We start from the raw sequence: 18,499 nt of genomic DNA, 5'->3' as shown, positions 1-18,499 counted from the left end.
GACGACGCCGACCACCTCGACGCCCAGTCCGTCGCGGTCCTGCGCCACCTGGAGCGACGCGGTCTCGTCGTGGCGGCCGCGTACCGCACCGACCTCGCGGGCAGGGAGGCCCCGCGGGTCCTCAGCGGGGCGCCCGTCGTGGTCGACGCCCCGAGCCTCGCACCCTCCGCGCTGCTGTCGACGCTGCGCGAACGGCTCGGCGGGGCGGTCAGCGCCAGGCTGCTGAGCGAGGTGTTCGCCCTGTCCGGCGGCGTCGTCGGCATCGCCGGGCACCTCGTGGACGACGGCGTGTTCGACGGCTCGATCACGCAGGTCGACGGAGCGTGGGACCTGCGCGGCACGCTCGTCCCGCGCTCGCTCGACGGACTCTGGCAGGCCTACCTGCGCGAGCTGCCGGCCGCCGACTGCCACTGGCTCACCACGCTCGCGACCGCCGGGCGCTCGACCCTCGGCACCGTGCCGCCGGCGGCGCTGGACGCCGTCGACCGGCTGGAGAGCCTCGGGCACGTGCGGACGGTCCGACGGGGCGACGGCCGCGCCGTCCTGGTGGCGGCCCTGCTCGCCGACCACGTCCGCCGGACCTCCGACGCCGTGGCCCGTTCCACGTCGCCGCCGATGTGGGTACCGCCCGTCGAGCTCGACGGACCGACGCCCGACTGCGCGGTCCGACGCGTCCCGCGCGAGCTCGGCTGGCGCGCCCAGCTCGTCCGCCAGGCAGCGGCGCCGGACCCCTACGACCTCTCGACCCAGCTCGCCTCCGCCGGCACTGCGGAGGGCCCTGTCCTCGCCCGGGTCGTCGGCCTCGCGGAGCGGTCGACACGAGTCACGTCCGACGCGACCGCGCTCGCGCCGACCCTCGAGCACCTGGCGCGGCTCGACGACGGCTCCGACGACGTGCGGCTGGCGCTGGCGGCCGCCACGGCGGTCCTGGAGGTCGTGGCCGGGGTCGCCCACCGTCACGACCCACCAGCCGACGACCCACGCGCCCACCCGTTGGCCCGGGCGATGGCCTGCGAGGCCCGCCTCTACGACGCCCTCGCAGCGGGGCGGTTCGCGGCGACCGACGACGACCTCGCCCTGGCGTCGACGCTGACCGGCGAGTCCGCCGACGTCGTGCGGCTCGTCCCACGACTGCGAGGCCTGCAGGGCCTGGTGACCGCCTTCCGCGGCGACCTGCGGACGACCCGCGCCGTCGTGACGCAGAGCGTGGACGACGCGGTCGCCAGCGGTCGGCTGGACCAGGTGGCCTACCTCGGCTCGAGCGTCGGCGTGCTCCTGCTCGTCGGCGGGCAGCTCGGCCTCGCCCGCCGGTACGTCGAGACGGCGCTGGCACTCCCCTGGGAGGGCGCTGCCCAGGACAGCGTGTCCACGCCGCAGCTGGCCGCCGTCCTCTCGCTGTGGGACGACGACCCTGCGCTCGCCTCGGCGCTCCACACCTGGGCGCCCGAGGGCCCCGAGCTCGGCCCCGATCCGTACGACACGGCCGCGTGGCGGCACACCGCCGTCCTCCGCTCCTCAGGACGACCCGCGGCGGCCTCGGAGACCCTCCTGGACCACGCGCTGGAGGCCCGCCGTCGAGGATGGCTGAGCACCGCGGCGATCCTGGCCGTCCACGCCCGGGACATCTGCTCCACACCCCGATCGCAGCAGCTCGCCGAGAGCTGCTCGGCCGAGGTGGACAGCCCGCTGCTCGCCCTCTACGGGCGCGCCCTCGTCGCGCGGGACGCGTCCGACGCCGAGACGCTGGCGAGCCTGCGGACCGAGATGCTCGAGCACGGCGCCGTCGTCGGGGCGTACCGTCTGACCCTCGCCGCGTCCCGCCTGGCGCCGCCCGGTGCTCAGGCTCGTGCGCTCGCGGCGGAGCTGGCCGAGCTCCGTCGCCTGCATCCCGAGTCGGTGCTCGTGGCGGAGCGGACGACCACCGGGCCGTCGCTGACCGCCCGGGAGCGCGAGGTCGTGATGGCGGTGCTCCAAGGGCGCTCGAACGCCGAGGTCGCCCGCGAGCAGTTCGTGAGCGTGCGCACGGTGGAGTCGCACCTGCACCGCGCCATGAAGAAGCTGGGCGTGACCCGGCGCTCGGAGCTGCGCGGCCTCGTCGACCTCCTCTGACCCCGGACCGGAGGGGTCAGCGGCGCTGGTCGTCGTCCGACTGCTCCGTCTCGACGTCGGCACCGTCCGGGGACGGCTCGTCGCTCGGGCGGGTCGTCAGCGTGACACGGTCGATGCGGCGCCCGTCGACGGCGGTCACCGTCAGCCGGTACGGACCGATGTCGACCGTCTCCCCCACCTGCGGGATGTGCCCGAGCCGCTCGAGCACCAGGCCCGCGACCGTCGAGTAGTGGCCGGACTCGTGGAGCAGCTCCAGCCCGGTGAGCTCCTCCAGGTCGTCGAGGTGCATGCCGGCATCGAGGTCGTCGCCTTCCGGGGAGTGGAGCAGCTCGGCCTTCTCGGCCAGGTCGTACTCGTCACGGATCTCGCCCACGAGCTCCTCGATGATGTCCTCGAGGGTGACGATCCCGTCGGTCCCGCCGTACTCGTCGACCACGAGCGCGATGTGCACGCCCTCGCTGCGCAGCTGCGCCATCGCGGGCAGGATCCGGTTCGTGCTCGGCAGGACCGGGATCTCGCGCACGATGTCGGCCACCACCTCGGCGTCGGAGTCGGTCGGCACGGCCAGCAGGTCGCGCACGTGCACGAAGCCGATGACGTCGTCGCTGGAGCGCCGACGGGTGACCGGGTAGCGCGAGTGCGGCATGGCGAGGGCGGCGCCCGCCGCCTCGGCCAGGCTCATGCCACCGTCGAGGAAGTCGACGGCACCCCGCGGTCGCATCACCTCGCGCAGCGTCCGGTCGGTCGCCGTGAACACGTCCTGCAGGATCTGGCGCTCGTCCTCCTCGAGGCTCTCGTGCGCCCCCACCAGGTCGCGCAGCTCGTCCTCGGTCATCTCCTCGCTCGTCGCGTGCGGGTTGCCGCCGAGCAGCCGCACGACGACGTTCGTCGACAGCGACAGCAGCCAGATGACCGGCCGCATGAGCGTCGCGAAGCGCGACAGCGGCGGCGCCACCAGCAGGGCGATGGTGCCCGACTTCTGCAGCGCGAACCGCTTGGGCACGAGCTCGCCGAAGACGAGCGACAGGTAGGCGATGAGCAGCGTCATGCCGACCAGGGCGAGGCTCGACGCGGCGCCCGGGCTCAGCCCCAGTGCCTCCAGCGACGGCGCGACGTCGGGTGCGAGGGTCGAGGCACCGTAGGCGGCGGACAGGAAGCCCGCGACGGTCACGCCGATCTGGACGGCGGCCAGGAAGGTGTTGGGGTCACGGGCGAGCTCGGCGACCTTGCGACCGCGCGAGCCGCTGCGCTCCATCTGGCCGAGCTGGCTCTCGCGCAGCGAGACCAGGGCCAGCTCGGTGGCCGCGAACACGCCGCCCACGAGGACGAAGACCATGACGAGGGCCAGGTTGATCAGGGTGCCGGTGTCCATCACGACCTCCCGTCGACGGACGGGGGGAGGTCGCGGCCGGTACTCGGAGGATGGTCCACGTCGGCCAGTCTAGGGACGCGCGGCCGCGAGGGCAGCCGCCAGCCGGTCAGGCGCGGTTGTGGGCCACGGCCGCGCGCACCAGCGCGGTGAACGCGTCGGCGTCGAGCGTGTCGTCCTCGCGCAGGTCGACGGCCCGGCGCGTTCCTGCGTCGAGGCTGGCGTTGAACACGTGGGCCGGGTCCTCCAGCGACGCCCCGCGCGCGAACGTCACCTTCACCTTGTCCTTGTAGGTCTCCACGGTGCAGAGCAGCCCGTCGCACGAGAACGTCGGTACCCCGTCGGGGTTCGACGGCTTGCGCCACTTGACCTCCTCGACCGCGTCGGGCGCGGCGGCCCGCACGAGGTCGCGCACCTGCTGCACCCGGTCGGCACGCCAGTCGCTCATGGCGCGATCGTCGGCGGTCGCGGGTCCGCGGGGGCCCTCTCGTCGTCCTCGGCCACGGCCACCCGGTCGCGACCCTCGCTCTTGGCCACGTAGAGCGCGCGGTCGGCGCGGCCGATCGCCACGTCGGGGTCGTCGCCGCGGCGCGCGACGGTGAGCCCGTAGCTGACCGTCGGCAGGACGGTCCCGTCGGGCAGCGTGCCGCGCTGCAGCATCGAGCCCACCTGCTCGACCGCCGCGCGAGCCTCGTCGAGGTCGGCCTGGTCGAGGTAGAGCACGAACTCCTCGCCCCCGACGCGGCCGGCGAGGTCGCCCGGCCCGAGCGCCGACCGGCACGCGGCCGCGAACATCTGCAGCGCGAAGTCGCCGGCTGCGTGCCCGTGCACGTCGTTGACCCGCTTGAAGTGGTCGAGGTCGGCCATCACGACGACGCCGTGCACGGCGCGGCGACGGTGCGCGCGCCAGCGCTGCGACAGCTGCTGCATCAGCTCGTCACGGTTGAGCAGGCCGGTCAGGCCGTCACGCGTCGCGCGCGCCCGCAGGTCGATCGTGTCGTCGGCGTAGCTGAGCGCCGTCATGCTGAAGGACACGGTCGCCAGCATGACGGTGGTGACGAGGGTCGTGACCTGGCTGCCGAGGAACACGTCGAAGAGCCGTCCGTCCTGGCCGACTGCGAGGAAGGCGACGAAGCGCGCCAGGTAGAAGACCGCGACGCCGGTGCACATGAGCGTGAGCGAGCGCAGGATCGGTCGGTACACGCGGGCGCGCGGGCCGGGGGCGGGCAGCCGTCTCCAAGCGCGGTGCAGCTCCGTCGCCGCGAGCGCCAGGTACGTGGTCATGAGGCCGAGGAAGAACGGGCCGCCCGACCAGTCGTTGCGGCCCGGGTGGTCGAGCGCCGACGCGACCAGCAGCACGACCAGCGACGCTGCGACGAGCAGCCAGCCGACGCGCAGGCCGCTGACGGCGCGCGCACCGGCCCAGACCGAGGCGGCCCCGCCGACGATGCAGACGTTGCCGAGCGGGTTGCCCCACCACTGCTGCGACGTGCCGTCGAGGAGGTAGAGGCCGGAGCCGGCGAGGAACGCGCCGAGGGCCACGCACCACCATCCGGCGTAGGCGGACCGCGTCGACCGGTAGGCCACGAAGTAGAAGAGCGCGAGCAGCGTGACCGCCACGACGGCGAAGGAGACGCGCAACGAGACGACGTCGAGCATGCTGGCCCCTGGACGGTACGACGAAACTGCGTCGATCCTTTCACGAAACCGGGTCCGAGGTGCCGGTACCGCGCCTGCGGACCCGTCGGACGCCGTGACCTTCGCCGCACCGAGGACCCGAACGCGGGCTCGCTGCACGGCTCGTTTCGACTGCGAGCAGAGGGCAGGACGACGTTCCTGGAGGTTCCTCCAAGGACACCGATACCGCCGTTCGGCCCCCGATCGACCCGATGAGCACCTATGCTCGCCGAGGCCTCAGACAAGGGAGGCCCGCGCACGGGTGCGCTGAGTCCACCCTCTCCCGTGCGATCCGCTGAACACACCCAGGGTGGAGCGGGACCGCCGAGCAGTCCGCGCCTCCTCCGAGGCGCTCGGGGCTTACCACCACGTGTGGCGTGCACCTTCCAGCACGAGCCCGACAGGTCACGTTCCGCAAGCGTCGTGAAGGAACCACATGCGTCACGTCACGCGCGCCCTCGGCGTCGCCATGCTCCTGCTGTCCCTCTCCTTCGGCACCACCCTCGCCGCCGGCAGCGCCTCAGCGCTCACGCCGCAGGAGAACAAGAAGGTCATGAAGATCGCGAAGTCCCTGCGGGGCACGCCCTACAAGTGGGGCGGCACGTCGCGCTCGGGCTTCGACTGCACGGGCTACACCCGCTACGTCTTCCGCAAGGCCCACGTCACCACGCTCGGCCGCACCGCGGGCCAGCAGGCGAAGCAGGGCATCAAGATCTCCAAGTACCGCAAGCGCGTCGGCGACCTGATCGTCTTCTACGGCGGCAACGGCGCCTACCACGTCGGCATCTACGCCGGCGACAACACGATCTGGCACTCGCCGCGCACCGGCCAGTCGGTCAAGCGCGAGCGCATCTGGACCAGCTCCTACAAGGTCCGCCGCATGGGCTGACCCGCCCCGCAGCACCGCACCGGGCCGGTGCGCGTCCTCGACGCTCGCCGGCCCGTGCGCGTCCCGCTCTCCCGTGCTCGCTTGTGTGGGGCCCCACGCGAACGCGCAGATCCGGCGCACGGTTACGTGGGGGCGAGCCGGTCTGCGTGGGGCCCCACGCAAACGGGCCCGGGCCGGCGACCTACTCGAAGTGCCGGCGGGGGTTGTCGACGAGGATCGTCTCGACGTCGGCCTCCGTCAGACCACCCTCGAGCAGCGCCGGGATGACGTCCTCGCTGATGTGCCGGAAGTGCCAGTTCGGCGCGGCGTGGGCCTTCGCGTCGGCGCTGAAGTAGTCGATGAAGCAGTTCGCGTCGTGGGCGAGGGTCACGTGCTCGACGTACCCGCGCCGTACGAGCTCGATGATCGTCCCGACGCGCTCCTGCATCGGGTTGAACAGGTCGAGGCCGAACCGGTCCATGCCGAGCATCGACCCGGCCTCGGCCAGCCGGCAGAGGTAGTCGACGTCGTTGGTGTCGCCCGAGTGGCCGATGATCACCTTCGACAGGTCGACGCCCTCCTCCTTCAGCACCTGCTGGGCGACGAGCCCCGACTCGTTGGCCGGGTTGGTGTGCACCGTGATCGGGGCGCCCGTCTGCACGTGAGCCTGCCCGACGGCCCGCATGACGCGCTCGACGCCAGGCGTGAGGCCGGCGAGCTCGATGGCGCACTTGAGGATGCCCGCCCGCACGCCGGTGCCGGCGATGCCCTCCTGGATGTCCTGCACGAACATCTCGGTGAGCGGCTCGGGCATGTCGACCAGGAGGCCCGGCCCGCGGTGCTCGAACTGGTGGGGCACGTCGTTGTAGGTGTAGAGCCCGGTGGCCACGACGATCTGCAGGTCGACCTGGGCGGCGATGCGCTGGATGCGGGGGATGTAGCGTCCGAGCCCGAGCACGGTCGGGTCCATGATCGAGTCGATGCCGAGTCCCTTGAGCTCGGTGAGCTTCTCCACGGCGTCGCGGATGCGCTCCTCCTCGTCCCAGTCGTCCTGGTAGTTCTGGTTGTACTCGGTGTTCAGCACGAATACGTGCTCGTGGACGAGCGTCCGGCCCAGCTCGCTGGCGTCGATCGGTCCGGTCACGGTCTGGACGGTGGTCATCGGGGTCCCTTCGGAGTTGAACTCAGGTTCAGGTCCAAGCTGGGGTACAGCGTGTCCCAGGTCACAGGTCACCGTCAAGCAGCCGATGCCACGGGCTCACTTGAATCCGGATTCAGGTTCATCTACGCTGCGGGGACCTGACCCGAGGAGCACCCCGACCATGACCACGACCCCCGCCGTCCCCCGTCCCACGTCGATCCAGGAGCTGCAGGACCTCGTCGGTTCCGACCTCGGCCCGACCGCGTGGCACGACATCACGCAGGAGCGCGTCGACGCGTTCGCGGAGCTGACCGGCGACCACCAGTGGATCCACGTCGACCCGGCGCGCGCCGCCGACAGCGCGTTCGGCGGCACCATCGCCCACGGGCTGTACAGCCTCTCGCTCGGCCCCCGGTTCATGGAGGACCTGATGGCCTTCGACGGGTTCGCCCACAGCCTCAACTACGGCTACGAGAAGGTGCGCTTCCCGGCGCCGCTCCCGGTGGGCTCCCGCATCCGCATGCACGCCACGGTCGTCTCGGTCGACGACGTCGGCGGCGGGTCGGCCCACATCGTCACGCGCCAGACGTTCGAGCGCGAGGGGTCGGACAAGCCGATCTGCGTCGCGCACTCGGTCGGTCGCTTCACCGAGTACCCCGGGGGCAGCGGCCGATGACCGTCGCACGGCAGGTCCGCCTGCGCGCCCGCCCCGTCGGACTGCCCGACGCCGACACCTGGGACGTGGTCGACTCCGAGCTCCCCGCGCTCGGCGACGGCGAGGTGCTGGTCCGCGTGACGCACCTGTCCCTCGACCCCGCCATGCGCGGCTGGTTGAACGACGTCCGCTCCTACGTGCCGCCCGTCGGCGTCGGCGAGGTCATGCGCGCGTTCGGCGTCGGCACGGTCCTGGAGTCCCGCTCGCGCGAGCACGCGGTCGGCGACGCCGTCAGCGGTCTCACCGGCGTGGCCGACCACGCCGTCGTGCGCGGCAGCGACCTCTCCCCCGTCGACCTCGACGCCGCCCCGGCTCCCACGTGGCTCGGCGCACTCAGCATGCCCGGTCTCACGGCCTGGTTCGGCCTGTTCGACGTCGCCCGAGCGCAGCCCGGGGAGACCGTGCTCGTCTCCGGGGCAGCCGGAGCCGTCGGCAGCGTGGTCGGCCAGCTCGCCAAGGCGCACGGCTGCCGTGTGATCGGCGTCGCCGGCGGCCCGGAGAAGACGCGCTGGCTCACCGAGGAGCTGGGGTTCGACGCCGCGATCGACTACCGCGAGGGAGCCGTGCACCGCGCCGTGCGCGCCGTCGCGCCGGGTGGCGTCGACGTCTACTTCGACAACGTCGGCGGCGAGGTGCTCGACAGCGCGCTGCGCACGTTGCGTCGCGGCGCGCGCATCGCGCTCTGCGGCGCGATCTCCACGTACAACGCCACGGAGCCGGCCCCCGGCCCGGCGCACTACATGTCGCTGCTCGTCAACCGGGCCTCGATGACCGGCTTCGTGGTCTTCGACTACGAGGACCGCTATCCCGAGGCGATCGCCGACCTCTCGGCTCGGCTGCGTGACGGCTCGCTCGTGGCGCGCGAGACCGTGGTGCGCGGCGGCGTGGACGCCTTCGGGGACACGCTGCTCATGCTGTTCGACGGCGGGAACACCGGCAAGCTGGTGCTCGAGCTCTGACTCAGCGGGGAGTCGTGAGTCCGAGGGCGTTGGCCCACAGCCGGGTCGACGTCTCGACGAGGTCGTCGACGGGCCAGTCCTCACCCAGCGCGAAGCTCGAGTAGGCCAGCCGGCTCACCATGCCCGAGAGGGCGCGCGAGGTCATCATCGGGTCGAGGGTGGCGTCGACGCGACCGTCCTGCTGGAGCTTCTCGATGCTCTTCGCGTTGCGCCGGGCGAACGCCTCGCCGCGTTCGAGCCGGCGCCGACGGAAGTCCTCGTCGATCGTCGCCACCTGCTCCTGGAGCCGCATCAGCCGACCGTTGCGCTTGTACGTCTCGAAGTAGGCGCGGTTGCTGGCCTCGATCACGGCGACCGGGTCGTCGGCGTCGTCGACGCGGGGCATCCCCGGGTGCAGCATGTCGTCCTGGGCCGCCTCGAGCACGGCCGTGAACACCTCCTCCTTGGAGGTGAAGTAGGTGTAGAAGGTGCCGATGGAGCACTTCGCCTCGGCGGTGATGTCGGTGAGCCGCGACGCCAGGAACCCGTCGCGCTCGAAGACGGTGCGGGCGGCGGCCACCAGGGCGGCACGGGTGCGCACACCACGTGCCGTGGTGGGCGGCTCCTTCATGCCCGAGGTGTCCGCGAGGGCCGGCACCTCGTCGAGGCGCTCCGCCGCGGATCTGTCGGTCATGGTGCTGTTCTAACGAACGAGGGTCCGAGGTGCAAGGCGGCCCGGCCGAGCCGGGCCGCCTCCTCGCTCATGCGCCGTCCGCGACGTCGACCGCCTCGAGCACCCGCACCACCGGCGGCGCGGCGAGCAGGTCGGCGAGCTGGGCCGAGGTCCGCTGGAAGTGCTCGGCGGCGCCGTGCGCCTTCAGCGCGTCGACCGACGCCCAACGTTCCACCATGACCACCTCGTCGGGCCGGCGCCTGACCCGGTGCAGGTCGTAGCGCAGGCACCCGTCCTCGACCCGGACCGTCGCGAGCGAGGCCCGCAGCACGGCGACGAGCTCGTCGCCGCGACCCTCCTGGGCCTCGAGGGTCGCCACGACGTCGAGCGCGCTCATCGCACGACGACCGGGTTCACGGGGGCGCCGGTGCCGCTCACGATCTTGAGCGGCGCGGCGGTGTAGAGGAAGGTCCAGCGCTCGTCGGCGGCGCACGCTGCCGCGAGGTCCTCGAGCCACGCGATCTCGGTGAACGCCACCCCGAGGTTGCGCATGAGCGCGCTGTGCAGCGGCAGGGTCACGCCCGACGACGGCTCCACCGTGACCTCGTTGGCGATGGTGTCGGTGACGAGGTTCGGGATCTCCATGTCCTGGAACCACTGCACGAGCTCCGGGCTGTAGGTCAGGCCGGGCTCGAGGAAGCCGTCGTAGAACTCCTCGGCGGACTGACGGTAGAACGAGCCGATGAAGCCGGTGCGGACGACCAGCACGTCGTGCTTCTCGATCGTGCAGCCCTGCGCGCGGGCGACGTCGAGCAGGTCCTCGTGGGTGAACGTCTCGCCCTTGTCGAGCGCGGCCTTGCCGCGGTGCCGGGCCACGTCGAGCAGCACGCCGCGCCCGACCACGCCGCGCTCGGCGATCGGCAGCACCGACGCCTTCTGCATCGCGCCGTCGGTGGTGGTGGCGTCGTAGCCGTTCCAGATCTGCCCGTCGTACCAGACGTGGCCGAGGGAGTCGTACTGCGTCGACGCCTGCAGGTACATCGTCGCGACGTCGTCGGAGTAGTGCGCGCCGCCGGGCGTCTCCACACCCTCGCCGCGCTGGAAGAAGCCCTCGTCCATCACGTTGGAGCGCTGGATGCCCTCACGGCCGGGCCACACCGGGTCGCCCGCCGGGTCGCCCATGCGCACCTGCAGGGTGAACACCTCCCCGGAGCGGACCTCGGCCACGCCGCGCAGCACCTCGGCTCTCGTCAGGTAGTTCAGCGAGCCGACCTCGTCGTCCGGCCCCCACTTGCCCCAGTTCCTGGGCGAGTCCTTCAGGAAGTCGCCCACGTACGGCGTCTCGGTCATGTCTGCTCCTTCGGTGCGTGCGGGTCGGTGGTGGTCAACGGTCGAGCCCGGCGGTCTCGGCGACCGCCCAGGCGCGCTCCACGAGCTGCTCGATCGCCTCGGGGGCCGGTGGCCCGCCGTCGGCGGCGTTGCGCGGGTCGTCGAGCGCCCGACGCAGGACGCCCTCGGCGATGACGGCGATCTTCCAGAGCCCCAGCGCGTGCCAGTAGTCGAGGTCGGCGCGGTCGCGGCCCGACGCCTCCAGGTAGGTGGTGGCCAGCTGCTCGCGGGTGGCGAAGCCCGGCCGTGCCGACGCCGCGAACATCAGCGTCGGCCCGTCGCCCTCCTCGGGCCAGTAGGCGAGCAGGCTGCCGATGTCGGCGAGCGGGTCGCCGAGCGTGCTGAGCTCCCAGTCGAGCACGGCACGCACGTCGCCGAGGTCCGGGTCGAGGATGACGTTGCGCAGGTGGAAGTCGCCGTGCACGAGCGCGACCGTGCGGCCGTCGTGGGACGACGGTTCCGGGGCCCGCCGACGCAGCAGCTCGGTCATCGCGTCCAGGCGCGGCAGGTCCCGCGTGCGCGAGGCCTCCCACTGGCGCGACCATCGCTTCAGCTGGCGCTGCGCGTAGGGCGCCCGCGAGGCGAGGTCACCGAGGCCCACCTCGTCGACGTCGACCTCGTGCACGGCAGCGAGCGTCCGGGCGAGCGACGGTCCGATGGCCGCGCGCAGCGACGTGTCGAGCTCGTGGGCGGTCTCCTCGCGGTCGACCACGAGGCCGTCGACGTGCTCCATCACGACGACCGGCGTCTCGGCGAGCGTCGGGTCGACGTAGCGGCCGAGCACCCGCGGGACCGGGACGGACGTGTCGCCCAGCGCCGCGAGGATCCGGTGCTCGCGCAGCACGTCGTGCGCCGACGCGAGCAGCTCGCCCCGTGGCGGACGGCGCACGATCCACCGGTGCCCGCCCTCGTCGGACACCAGGTAGGTCAGGTTGGACTGCCCGCGGCCGACACGGACGGCACCGAGCACGCCGTCCACCTCGAGGCCGTCGGCACGGAGCAACCCAGCCAGCACCGCGAGGTCCAGGGCCGGGGCGTCCGTGGCCTGGCGGGGGTCGGTCGTGGTCACGTCAGCCGCCCTGGGCCGCGAGCCGGTCGAGGGCCGCGCCCGCGCCGATCATCTGGCCGCCGTCGATGACCAGGGTCTCGCCGGTGATCCACGACGCGGAGGGCGACGCGAGGAACGCGATGGACGCGCCGACGTCGGCGGGCTCGCCGATGCGCCCGAGCGGGGTGCGCTCGTCGACGGCGGCCTCGTGCTCCTTCCAGAGCGCCTCCGCGAGGCGCGTGCGCACCACGCCCGGCGCGACGGCGTTGACCCGGATGGTGGGGCCCAGCTCGATCGCGAGCTGCTTGGTCAGGTGGATCAGCGCCGCCTTCGACACGTGGTAGACGCCCAGGTCGGGGCCGACCGACAGCCCACCGATGGAGGCGGTGTTGACGATCGACCCGCCGTGCTCGCCCATCCAGGCGTCGACCACGAGCCGCGACCAGAGGATCGGGCCCCAGAGGTTGACGTCGAGCGTCTTGGCGAACCGTCCGTGGTCCTGCCGCAGCACGGGCCCGTAGGCCGGGTTCGTGCCCGCGTTGTTCACGAGCACGTCGACGCTGCCGAAGCGTTCCACCGTGCGGTCGACGCAGGCGCGCGCGAGGTCCTCGTCGGTCACGTGCGCGCCGACGCCCATCGCCCGCGGGCCGACGGAGGCGGCGGCCTCGGCGGCCGCCTCCTCCGTCCGCGCCGTGAGCACGACGTTCGCGCCCGCGTCGTGCAGGGCCGCGGCGGCGGCGAGGCCGATGCCGCGGGACGCCCCGGTGACGATCGCGGTGCGCCCGTCGAGCGAGCCGGTCACTTCTTCTTGTTCCAGTCCGCGTCGATGCGCCGCAGCTCGACCTGCGCGAGCGTGCGCTTGTGCACCTCGTCGGGGCCGTCGGCCAGGCGCAGCGTGCGCTGGTGGGCGTAGAAGCTGGCGAGCGGGAAGTCGTCGGTGATCCCGCCGCCACCGTGCACCTGGATGGCCCGGTCGATGATCTTCAGCGCCACCTGCGGCGCCGCGACCTTGATGGCTGCGATCTCCACGCGCGCCTTCTGGTTGCCGACCGTGTCCATCAGCCACGCGGTCTTGAGCGTCAGCAGACGGATCATCTCGATCTCGATGCGCGCCTCGGCGATCCAGTCCTGGATGTTGGAGCGGTTCGCGACCGGCTCGCCGAAGGTGACGCGGCTCTGCGCCCGCTGGATCATGAGGTCGAGCGCACGCTCGGCCATGCCGATGGAGCGCATGCAGTGGTGGATGCGGCCGGGCCCGAGGCGGGCCTGGCTGATCATGAAGCCGTCGCCCTCGCCCGCCAGCAGCGCCGTCTTGGGCACCCGCACGTCCTCGAACAGGATCTCGGCGTGGCCCTCGCGGTCCATGTAGCCGAAGACCGGCAGACCGCGGACGATCGTGATGCCGGGGGTGTCGAGCGGGACGACCATCATCGACTGCTGACGGTGGGTCGCGGCGTCGACATTCGTCTTGCCCATGACGATGAGCACCTTGCAGTTCGCGTGCAGCGCGTTCGAGGCGAACCACTTGCGTCCGTTGAGCACGTACTCGTCGCCGTCGGCGTCCATCCGCAGCTGCACGTTCGTGGCGTCGGAGCTGGCGACCTCGGGCTCGGTCATGCAGAAGGCCGAGTTGATCTCGCCGGCGAGCAGCGGCTTGAGCCACCTCTCCTTGTGCTCCTCGGTGCCGAAGAGCTCGAGCACCTCCATGTTGCCGGTGTCGGGGGCGTTGCAGTTGATGGCCTCGGGAGCGATGTAGGGGCTGCGGCCGGTGATCTCGGCGAGCGGCGCGTAGTCGAGGTTGCTCAGACCGGGCGAGCCCCAGTCCTCGCGCTCGTGCGGGTGGAAGAGGTTCCAGAGGCCGCGCTTGCGCGCCTCGGTCTTGAGCTCCTCCAGGATCGGCGGGTGGAAGTTCGGGTTGCCCGACTCCGCCATCTGCGCCGCGTAGATGGACTCGGCGGGGTAGATGTAGTCGTCCATGAACTCCAGGAGCTTCTCCTGGTACTCCACGGACCTCTGGCTCGGTGCGAACTCCATCAGATCTCCTTCGTCAGCGGTGCGAACACCGGGGGGCGCCGCTCGGTGAAGCTGGCGACACCCTCGGCGACGTCGGAGCCCCGGAAGGACTCGCGCATCAGGGTGTCGGCCGACCGCACCGACTCGGCGAAGCCGCGCTCGGCGTCGAGCAGCAGCTGGGTCTTGATCGTGGCCATCGACCACGGGGAGCAGGACGCCGCGAGGCCCTGGGCGTAGGCGACGGCGCGCTCGACGAGCTCGTCGGCGGGCACGAGGTGCTCGACGAGGCCGATGCGGGCGGCCTCCTCGCCGTCGACCCGCCGTCCGGAGAGCAGCAGGTCGCTCGCCCGGCCGTGCCCGACGAGCCGCGGCAGCAGCCAGGCCATGCCGTACTCGGCCACCAGCCCGCGCTGGGCGAAGGCGGTGAGGAAGACGGCTCGGGGCGAGGCGAACCGTACGTCGGCGTAGAGCGCCTCGACCATCCCGAGCCCGGCGGCGGCACCGTTCACGGCGGCGACCAGGGGGGTCCGCAGCGTGAGCGGCAGGTGCCGCGGGTGCGGACGGTCGATCTGCTCGTCGGTGGCCTCGCCCACCCCGGCGAGGTCGTCCATGTCGGCGCCGGCGCAGAAGCCACGACCGGCGCCCGTGACCACGATCGCGCGGACGTCGGGGTCGGCGTCGGCCTCGAGCAGGGTGCCGTAGTAGGCGTCCTCCAGGGCGTTCGTCCACGCGTTGAGCCGCTCGGGGCGGTGCAGCGTCAGCAGCAGGACGCCGCCGTGGCGCTCCGCGAGCACGAGCTCCTCGCGCTGGGCTGCGGGCCGGTCCGTCATGGTCGTCATCCTAACATGAATCCGAGTTCAAGTTCAGAAAGTGTGTCAGTGCGCCGCCGCCGCCCGGTGCCGGGCGAGCGACCCGACCCCGACGCCGAGGATGAGCAGCAGACCCTGGAACAGGTACTGCCAGTAGGTCTCGAGACCGATCAGCGCGATGGCGTTGAAGCCGACCGAGACCGTGATGACGCCGACGAGCGTGCCGATGATGTGGAACTCCCCGTCGCGGAGCACCGCCGAGCCGAAGAACGCCGCGGCGAACGCGGCCAGCAGGTAGGTGTCGCCGCCGGAGACCGCCGCGCTGCCGGTGCGCGAGGCGAGCAGGAGACCCGTCAGGGCGGCGCAGATGCCGCAGATGACGAACGCGACGACGCGGACCCGGTCGACGCGGATGCCCGACAGCTGGGCCGCCACCGGGTTGCCGCCCACGGCCTGCATCGACTGGCCGAGCACGGTGCGGTTCAGCACGAACCACAGGACGGCGGCGAGCCCGAGCATGATGAACACCGGGTACGGGATGCCCAGGAAGCGCCCGAGCGTGATCTGGATGAACGGCGCGGGATCGGTCAGGCTGACCGGCAGGCCACCGGCGACCGCGTAGTTGACGCCGACGGCGACCGTGCCGATGCCCAGCGTCGCGACGAGCGCGTTCACGTTGAGCAGCGTGACCACCAGGCCGTTCGCCAGGCCCACCACGGCGCCGATGACCACGGCCAGGCCGAACGCCACCGGGATCGAGACGTCGTGGCTCACCATCGCGGTGCACGCCAGCACGCCCGACAGGCTCGCCACGTTGCCGATGCTGAGGTCGAACTCCCCCGTGACGAGCGCGAAGGTCAGGCCCATCGCGATGATCGCCGACAGGGCGCTCTGGTTGAGGATGTTGATGAAGTTGTCCCAGGTCGCGAAGGTCTCCGGCTCCAGGGCGCTCGTGCCGACCACGAGCAGCGCGAGCACGAGGAGCGCGCCGTAGCGGCCGAACCAGCGCCACACCCGCGCACGGCGCGGCGGGGCCTGGAGGACGGGGACGTCGACGAGTGCAGCGGTCATGACGGGTCCTGTTCTGTCGTGCCGAGGTGCTCGGTGGTCCCGAAGCACAGCGAGGTGAGGTGGTCCTTCGTGGCCCGCGAGGCAGGCACCGAGTGGGTGAGCGCTCCTTCGCGCATGACGACGACGCGGTCGCAGATGGCGAGCTCGTCGAAGTCGCTGGAGATCATGAGGATCGACGTCCCGGACGCGGCGAGGTCGCGGATGATGTCGTAGATCTCGCCGCGGGCACCGACGTCGACGCCGACGGTGGGCTCGTCGAGGATCAGGAGCCGGGGACCGGTCAGCACGCACTTGCTGACCACGACCTTCTGCTGGTTGCCGCCGCTGAGGTGCCCGACCGCGTCGTGCACCGACGACGTCTTGACCCCGAAGCGGCTGACGGCGTCGCGCGCGGTGGCCGCGGCCCGTCGGGGGCTGAACGTGCCCAGCCGGCGTCGCGGGTCGCGCATCGAGGCCATGGTGATGTTCGAGGCGACCGAGCTGCGCAGCACCAGCCCCTGCGAGCGTCGCTCCTCGGGCACGAGCGCGACGCCGGCCTTGATGCCGTCGGACGGGGAGCCCGGACGGTACGGCCGCCCGTCGAGCGTCATGCTGCCCGCGTGCGCGGCGTCGGCGCCGATGAGCAGTCGCGCCAGCTCGGTGCGCCCCGCGCCGACGAGCCCGGCGACACCGAGGATCTCGCCCTCGTGGATCGTCAGGTCGACGTCGCGCACCCGGGGCTCCCGGGTCAGGCCCGACGTCCGGAGCAGCACGGGCGCGGCGGTCGGGTCGGTGTCGGTGACGCGGTGGGTCAGGTCCTCGACGTCGCGGCCGACGATGTGCCGCGTGAGGCTCGCGACGTCGAGGTCGCGAGCCGCGTAGCTGCCCACCAGGCGGCCGTTGCGCAGCACCGTCACGTCGTCGCTGACGTGCAGCACCTCCTCGAGCCGGTGCGAGATGTACAGGATCCCGACACCGTCGGCGGTGAGCTCGTCGACGATGCCGTAGAGCCGGTCCGCCTCCTCCTGCGTGAACGAGGCCGTCGGCTCGTCCATGGCCACGATGCTCGCGTCGCGCATCAGCGACCGGGCGAGCGAGACCATCCAGCGGTCGGAGACCGAGAGCTGCTCGACCTTGGCGTCGAGCGGCACGGAGTACCCGATGCGGTCCATGACGGCGAGGGCCTTGCGACGCAGGCCGCGCAGGTCGAGCACCCCGGTGCGGCGGGGGTGGTCGGCTCCCATCGCGATGTTCTGCAGCGCGGTGAACTTGGGCACCAGGTTGAGCTCCTGGTGGATGAAGCTGAGGCCGAGCCGGGTCGCGTCGCCCGGGCTGGCGACGGTCTCCTCCTGGCCGCGGACGCGGATGGTGCCGGCGTCGGCGCTCTCCACCCCCGCGAGGATGCGCACGAGCGTCGACTTGCCTGCGCCGTTGGCCCCGCAGAGGGCGAGGACGCGACCCGGGTGCAGCGTGATGGACACGTCCTCGAGGGCCTGGTGGCCGCCGAACTGCTTGGAGATGCCGGACATCTCCAGGCAGGGCGGATCGGTCACCGTCGGCGCCGTCGGACCGTCGAGCGGGGTCGTCTCGACCATGAGGGACTCCTGGGGGTGCTCGGTCGGGGTCGGGCCGGCAGGCCGGACCCTCGAGGACGTGTCGGTCATCGGACTACTTCGTCGCGTCGGGGTTGTCGGCCAGGAACTGCGTGACCGTGTCGGTCGTGACGAGGATGTTCGGCAGCTCGACCTCCTGCGGCTTCGCGTCGACGCCGCCCTCGATGAACTCCGGCACCATGTCGGCGAACTTCTTGCCGGCCTCGGGCACCTGCAGGAAGACGGTGGCGCGCATGTCGCCCGCCTCGACCGCCTTGATGGCGGCCGGGGTGCCGTTGATGCCGTAGATCTTCACGTCGTCGCGCCCCGCCGACTTCGCCGCGGAGACCGCGCCGAGCGCCGGGTCGTCGAAGCAGCCCCAGATCGCGAGCGGTGTCGAGCCCTTCGGGTGCTTGGCCAGCCAGGCCTGCGCGAACTGCGTCCCACCCTCGACCTGGCCGGGGATCGGCACCTCGTTGCGGGTGACCTTGATGTCGGTGCTCTTCAGCGCGTCGTCGAGCGCCTCCTCGCGACCGATGCACGGCAGACCGCTCTTGTAGCCCATGACCAGCAGCTCGCCCTTGCCGCCCATGTCCTCCACGAGCTGCTTCGCGACCGGCGCGCCGACCGCGACGCCGGAGTCGAGGTTCGCGGTGATGCCGTCCGTGGTGCCGCCGGAGATCGAGACGACGGGGATGCCCGCGGCCTTCGCGGCCTGCGCGCCGGCCGTCAGCGTCTTGCTGTCGAAGACGGCGGTGACGATGAGGTCGACCTTCTTCTGCACGAAGTCCTGCATGGCGCCGTTGGCCTTCTCGACCGCACCCTGGGGGTCGACCGCGGTGGTCTTCCAGCCCTTGGCCTCGGCCTCCTCGCGGAACGCCGCGATGGCCGCCTCCGAGGTCTCCTCGCTCGAGGCGAACTTGACGATGCCGATCGTGTAGGCGTCGTCTCCTCCGCCGCCACCGCTGCCACCGGTGTCCCCGCTGCCGCAGGCGGCGGTGACGACCAGCGCCGCCGTTGCCACCAGGCCGAGGCCGAAGCGTCGAACGTTCATGTGTCCTCCTGAGAGTGGTCGCCCGGGCGGGCGGACCTGTGCTGGGTGGACCGG

18 protein-coding genes are annotated in these 18,499 nt (G+C 72.1%); 4 read left to right on the top strand and 14 right to left on the bottom strand.

Annotated elements, in window-relative coordinates:
* Positions 1-2,109: helix-turn-helix transcriptional regulator (locus NH339_RS06515; RefSeq protein ID WP_253023664.1), on the top strand; the 2,109-nt coding region annotated here is incomplete at its 5' end.
* A 16-nt stretch (positions 2,110-2,125) separates the two neighbouring features.
* Here NH339_RS06515 and NH339_RS06510 read toward each other — a convergent pair.
* The 3 genes from NH339_RS06510 to NH339_RS06500 all read right to left on the bottom strand — a co-directional run bounded on the left by NH339_RS06510 (position 2,126) and on the right by NH339_RS06500 (position 5,137).
* Positions 2,126-3,481: a hemolysin family protein gene (locus NH339_RS06510; RefSeq protein WP_253023663.1), complete on the bottom strand. Its 1,356-nt coding sequence runs from the start codon at positions 3,479-3,481 to the stop codon at positions 2,126-2,128.
* Between the two features lie 106 nt (positions 3,482-3,587).
* Positions 3,588-3,926 carry a DUF1801 domain-containing protein gene (locus NH339_RS06505; protein WP_253023662.1) on the bottom strand — a complete coding sequence of 113 codons (339 nt, stop codon included), beginning with the start codon at positions 3,924-3,926 and terminating at the stop codon, positions 3,588-3,590.
* Entirely contained in the window at positions 3,923-5,137 is a 1,215-nt protein-coding gene (locus tag NH339_RS06500; protein ID WP_253023661.1) for a diguanylate cyclase, read from the bottom strand. Before NH339_RS06500 ends, NH339_RS06505 begins: the two co-directional genes overlap by 4 nt.
* Positions 5,138-5,591: 454 nt before the next feature.
* Between NH339_RS06500 and NH339_RS06495 the strand changes: the two genes are divergently transcribed.
* On the top strand, positions 5,592-6,044 hold the full coding sequence (locus NH339_RS06495) for a C40 family peptidase (RefSeq protein ID WP_067854014.1): 453 nt from the start codon (positions 5,592-5,594) through the stop codon (positions 6,042-6,044).
* A 181-nt stretch (positions 6,045-6,225) separates the two neighbouring features.
* Here the strand turns inward: NH339_RS06495 and NH339_RS06490 are convergent, their stop codons facing one another.
* Positions 6,226-7,185, bottom strand: a complete 960-nt coding sequence (locus tag NH339_RS06490) for a phosphotriesterase (RefSeq protein WP_253023659.1) — start codon at positions 7,183-7,185, stop codon at positions 6,226-6,228.
* 160 nt (positions 7,186-7,345) lie between these two features.
* On the opposite strand from NH339_RS06490, the gene NH339_RS06485 reads away from it, so the two are divergent.
* Positions 7,346-7,840 (top strand): MaoC family dehydratase, encoded by a 495-nt coding sequence (locus NH339_RS06485; RefSeq protein ID WP_253023657.1) that lies wholly within the window; start codon positions 7,346-7,348, stop codon positions 7,838-7,840.
* The gene (locus tag NH339_RS06480; RefSeq protein WP_253023655.1) at positions 7,837-8,838 is read left to right on the top strand and encodes an NADP-dependent oxidoreductase; all 1,002 of its coding nucleotides are present in this window, start codon (positions 7,837-7,839) and stop codon (positions 8,836-8,838) included. Before NH339_RS06485 ends, NH339_RS06480 begins: the two co-directional genes overlap by 4 nt.
* A gap of 1 nt (position 8,839) precedes the next feature.
* Here the strand turns inward: NH339_RS06480 and NH339_RS06475 are convergent, their stop codons facing one another.
* The 10 genes from NH339_RS06475 to NH339_RS06430 all read right to left on the bottom strand — a co-directional run bounded on the left by NH339_RS06475 (position 8,840) and on the right by NH339_RS06430 (position 18,445).
* Entirely contained in the window at positions 8,840-9,511 is a 672-nt protein-coding gene (locus tag NH339_RS06475) for a TetR/AcrR family transcriptional regulator (RefSeq protein ID WP_253023653.1), read from the bottom strand.
* Positions 9,512-9,578: 67 nt separating this feature from the next.
* Positions 9,579-9,887, bottom strand: coding sequence for a putative quinol monooxygenase (locus NH339_RS06470; RefSeq protein ID WP_253023651.1), 309 nt, complete (start codon positions 9,885-9,887; stop codon positions 9,579-9,581).
* Positions 9,884-10,840 carry a cyclase family protein gene (locus NH339_RS06465; RefSeq protein WP_253023649.1) on the bottom strand — a complete coding sequence of 319 codons (957 nt, stop codon included), beginning with the start codon at positions 10,838-10,840 and terminating at the stop codon, positions 9,884-9,886. Before NH339_RS06465 ends, NH339_RS06470 begins: the two co-directional genes overlap by 4 nt.
* A 34-nt stretch (positions 10,841-10,874) precedes the next feature.
* Positions 10,875-11,948: a phosphotransferase gene (locus NH339_RS06460; protein WP_253023647.1), complete on the bottom strand. Its 1,074-nt coding sequence runs from the start codon at positions 11,946-11,948 to the stop codon at positions 10,875-10,877.
* A gap of 1 nt (position 11,949) precedes the next feature.
* On the bottom strand, positions 11,950-12,729 hold the full coding sequence (locus NH339_RS06455) for an SDR family oxidoreductase (RefSeq protein WP_253023645.1): 780 nt from the start codon (positions 12,727-12,729) through the stop codon (positions 11,950-11,952).
* Positions 12,726-13,961: an acyl-CoA dehydrogenase family protein gene (locus NH339_RS06450; protein WP_253023643.1), complete on the bottom strand. Its 1,236-nt coding sequence runs from the start codon at positions 13,959-13,961 to the stop codon at positions 12,726-12,728. Before NH339_RS06450 ends, NH339_RS06455 begins: the two co-directional genes overlap by 4 nt.
* The gene (locus NH339_RS06445) at positions 13,961-14,770 is read right to left on the bottom strand and encodes an enoyl-CoA hydratase-related protein (protein WP_253023641.1); all 810 of its coding nucleotides are present in this window, start codon (positions 14,768-14,770) and stop codon (positions 13,961-13,963) included. The genes NH339_RS06450 and NH339_RS06445 overlap by 1 nt, the downstream gene beginning before the upstream one ends.
* 45 nt (positions 14,771-14,815) lie before the next feature.
* Complete coding sequence (locus NH339_RS06440; RefSeq protein ID WP_253023639.1) at positions 14,816-15,820, bottom strand: ABC transporter permease; 1,005 nt, start codon at positions 15,818-15,820, stop codon at positions 14,816-14,818.
* Positions 15,817-17,463, bottom strand: a complete 1,647-nt coding sequence (locus NH339_RS06435) for a sugar ABC transporter ATP-binding protein (RefSeq protein ID WP_253023637.1) — start codon at positions 17,461-17,463, stop codon at positions 15,817-15,819. Before NH339_RS06435 ends, NH339_RS06440 begins: the two co-directional genes overlap by 4 nt.
* Before the next feature lie 4 nt (positions 17,464-17,467).
* Complete coding sequence (locus NH339_RS06430) at positions 17,468-18,445, bottom strand: sugar ABC transporter substrate-binding protein (RefSeq protein WP_253023635.1); 978 nt, start codon at positions 18,443-18,445, stop codon at positions 17,468-17,470.
* Positions 18,446-18,499: the final 54 nt, after the last annotated feature.

Origin of the sequence: Aeromicrobium sp. CnD17-E (assembly GCF_024124745.1) — a bacterium.
GTDB lineage: Bacteria > Actinomycetota > Actinomycetes > Propionibacteriales > Nocardioidaceae > Aeromicrobium.
Note: the sequence above shows the minus strand (reverse complement) of the source record. Positions and strands in the feature narration are given on the sequence as shown.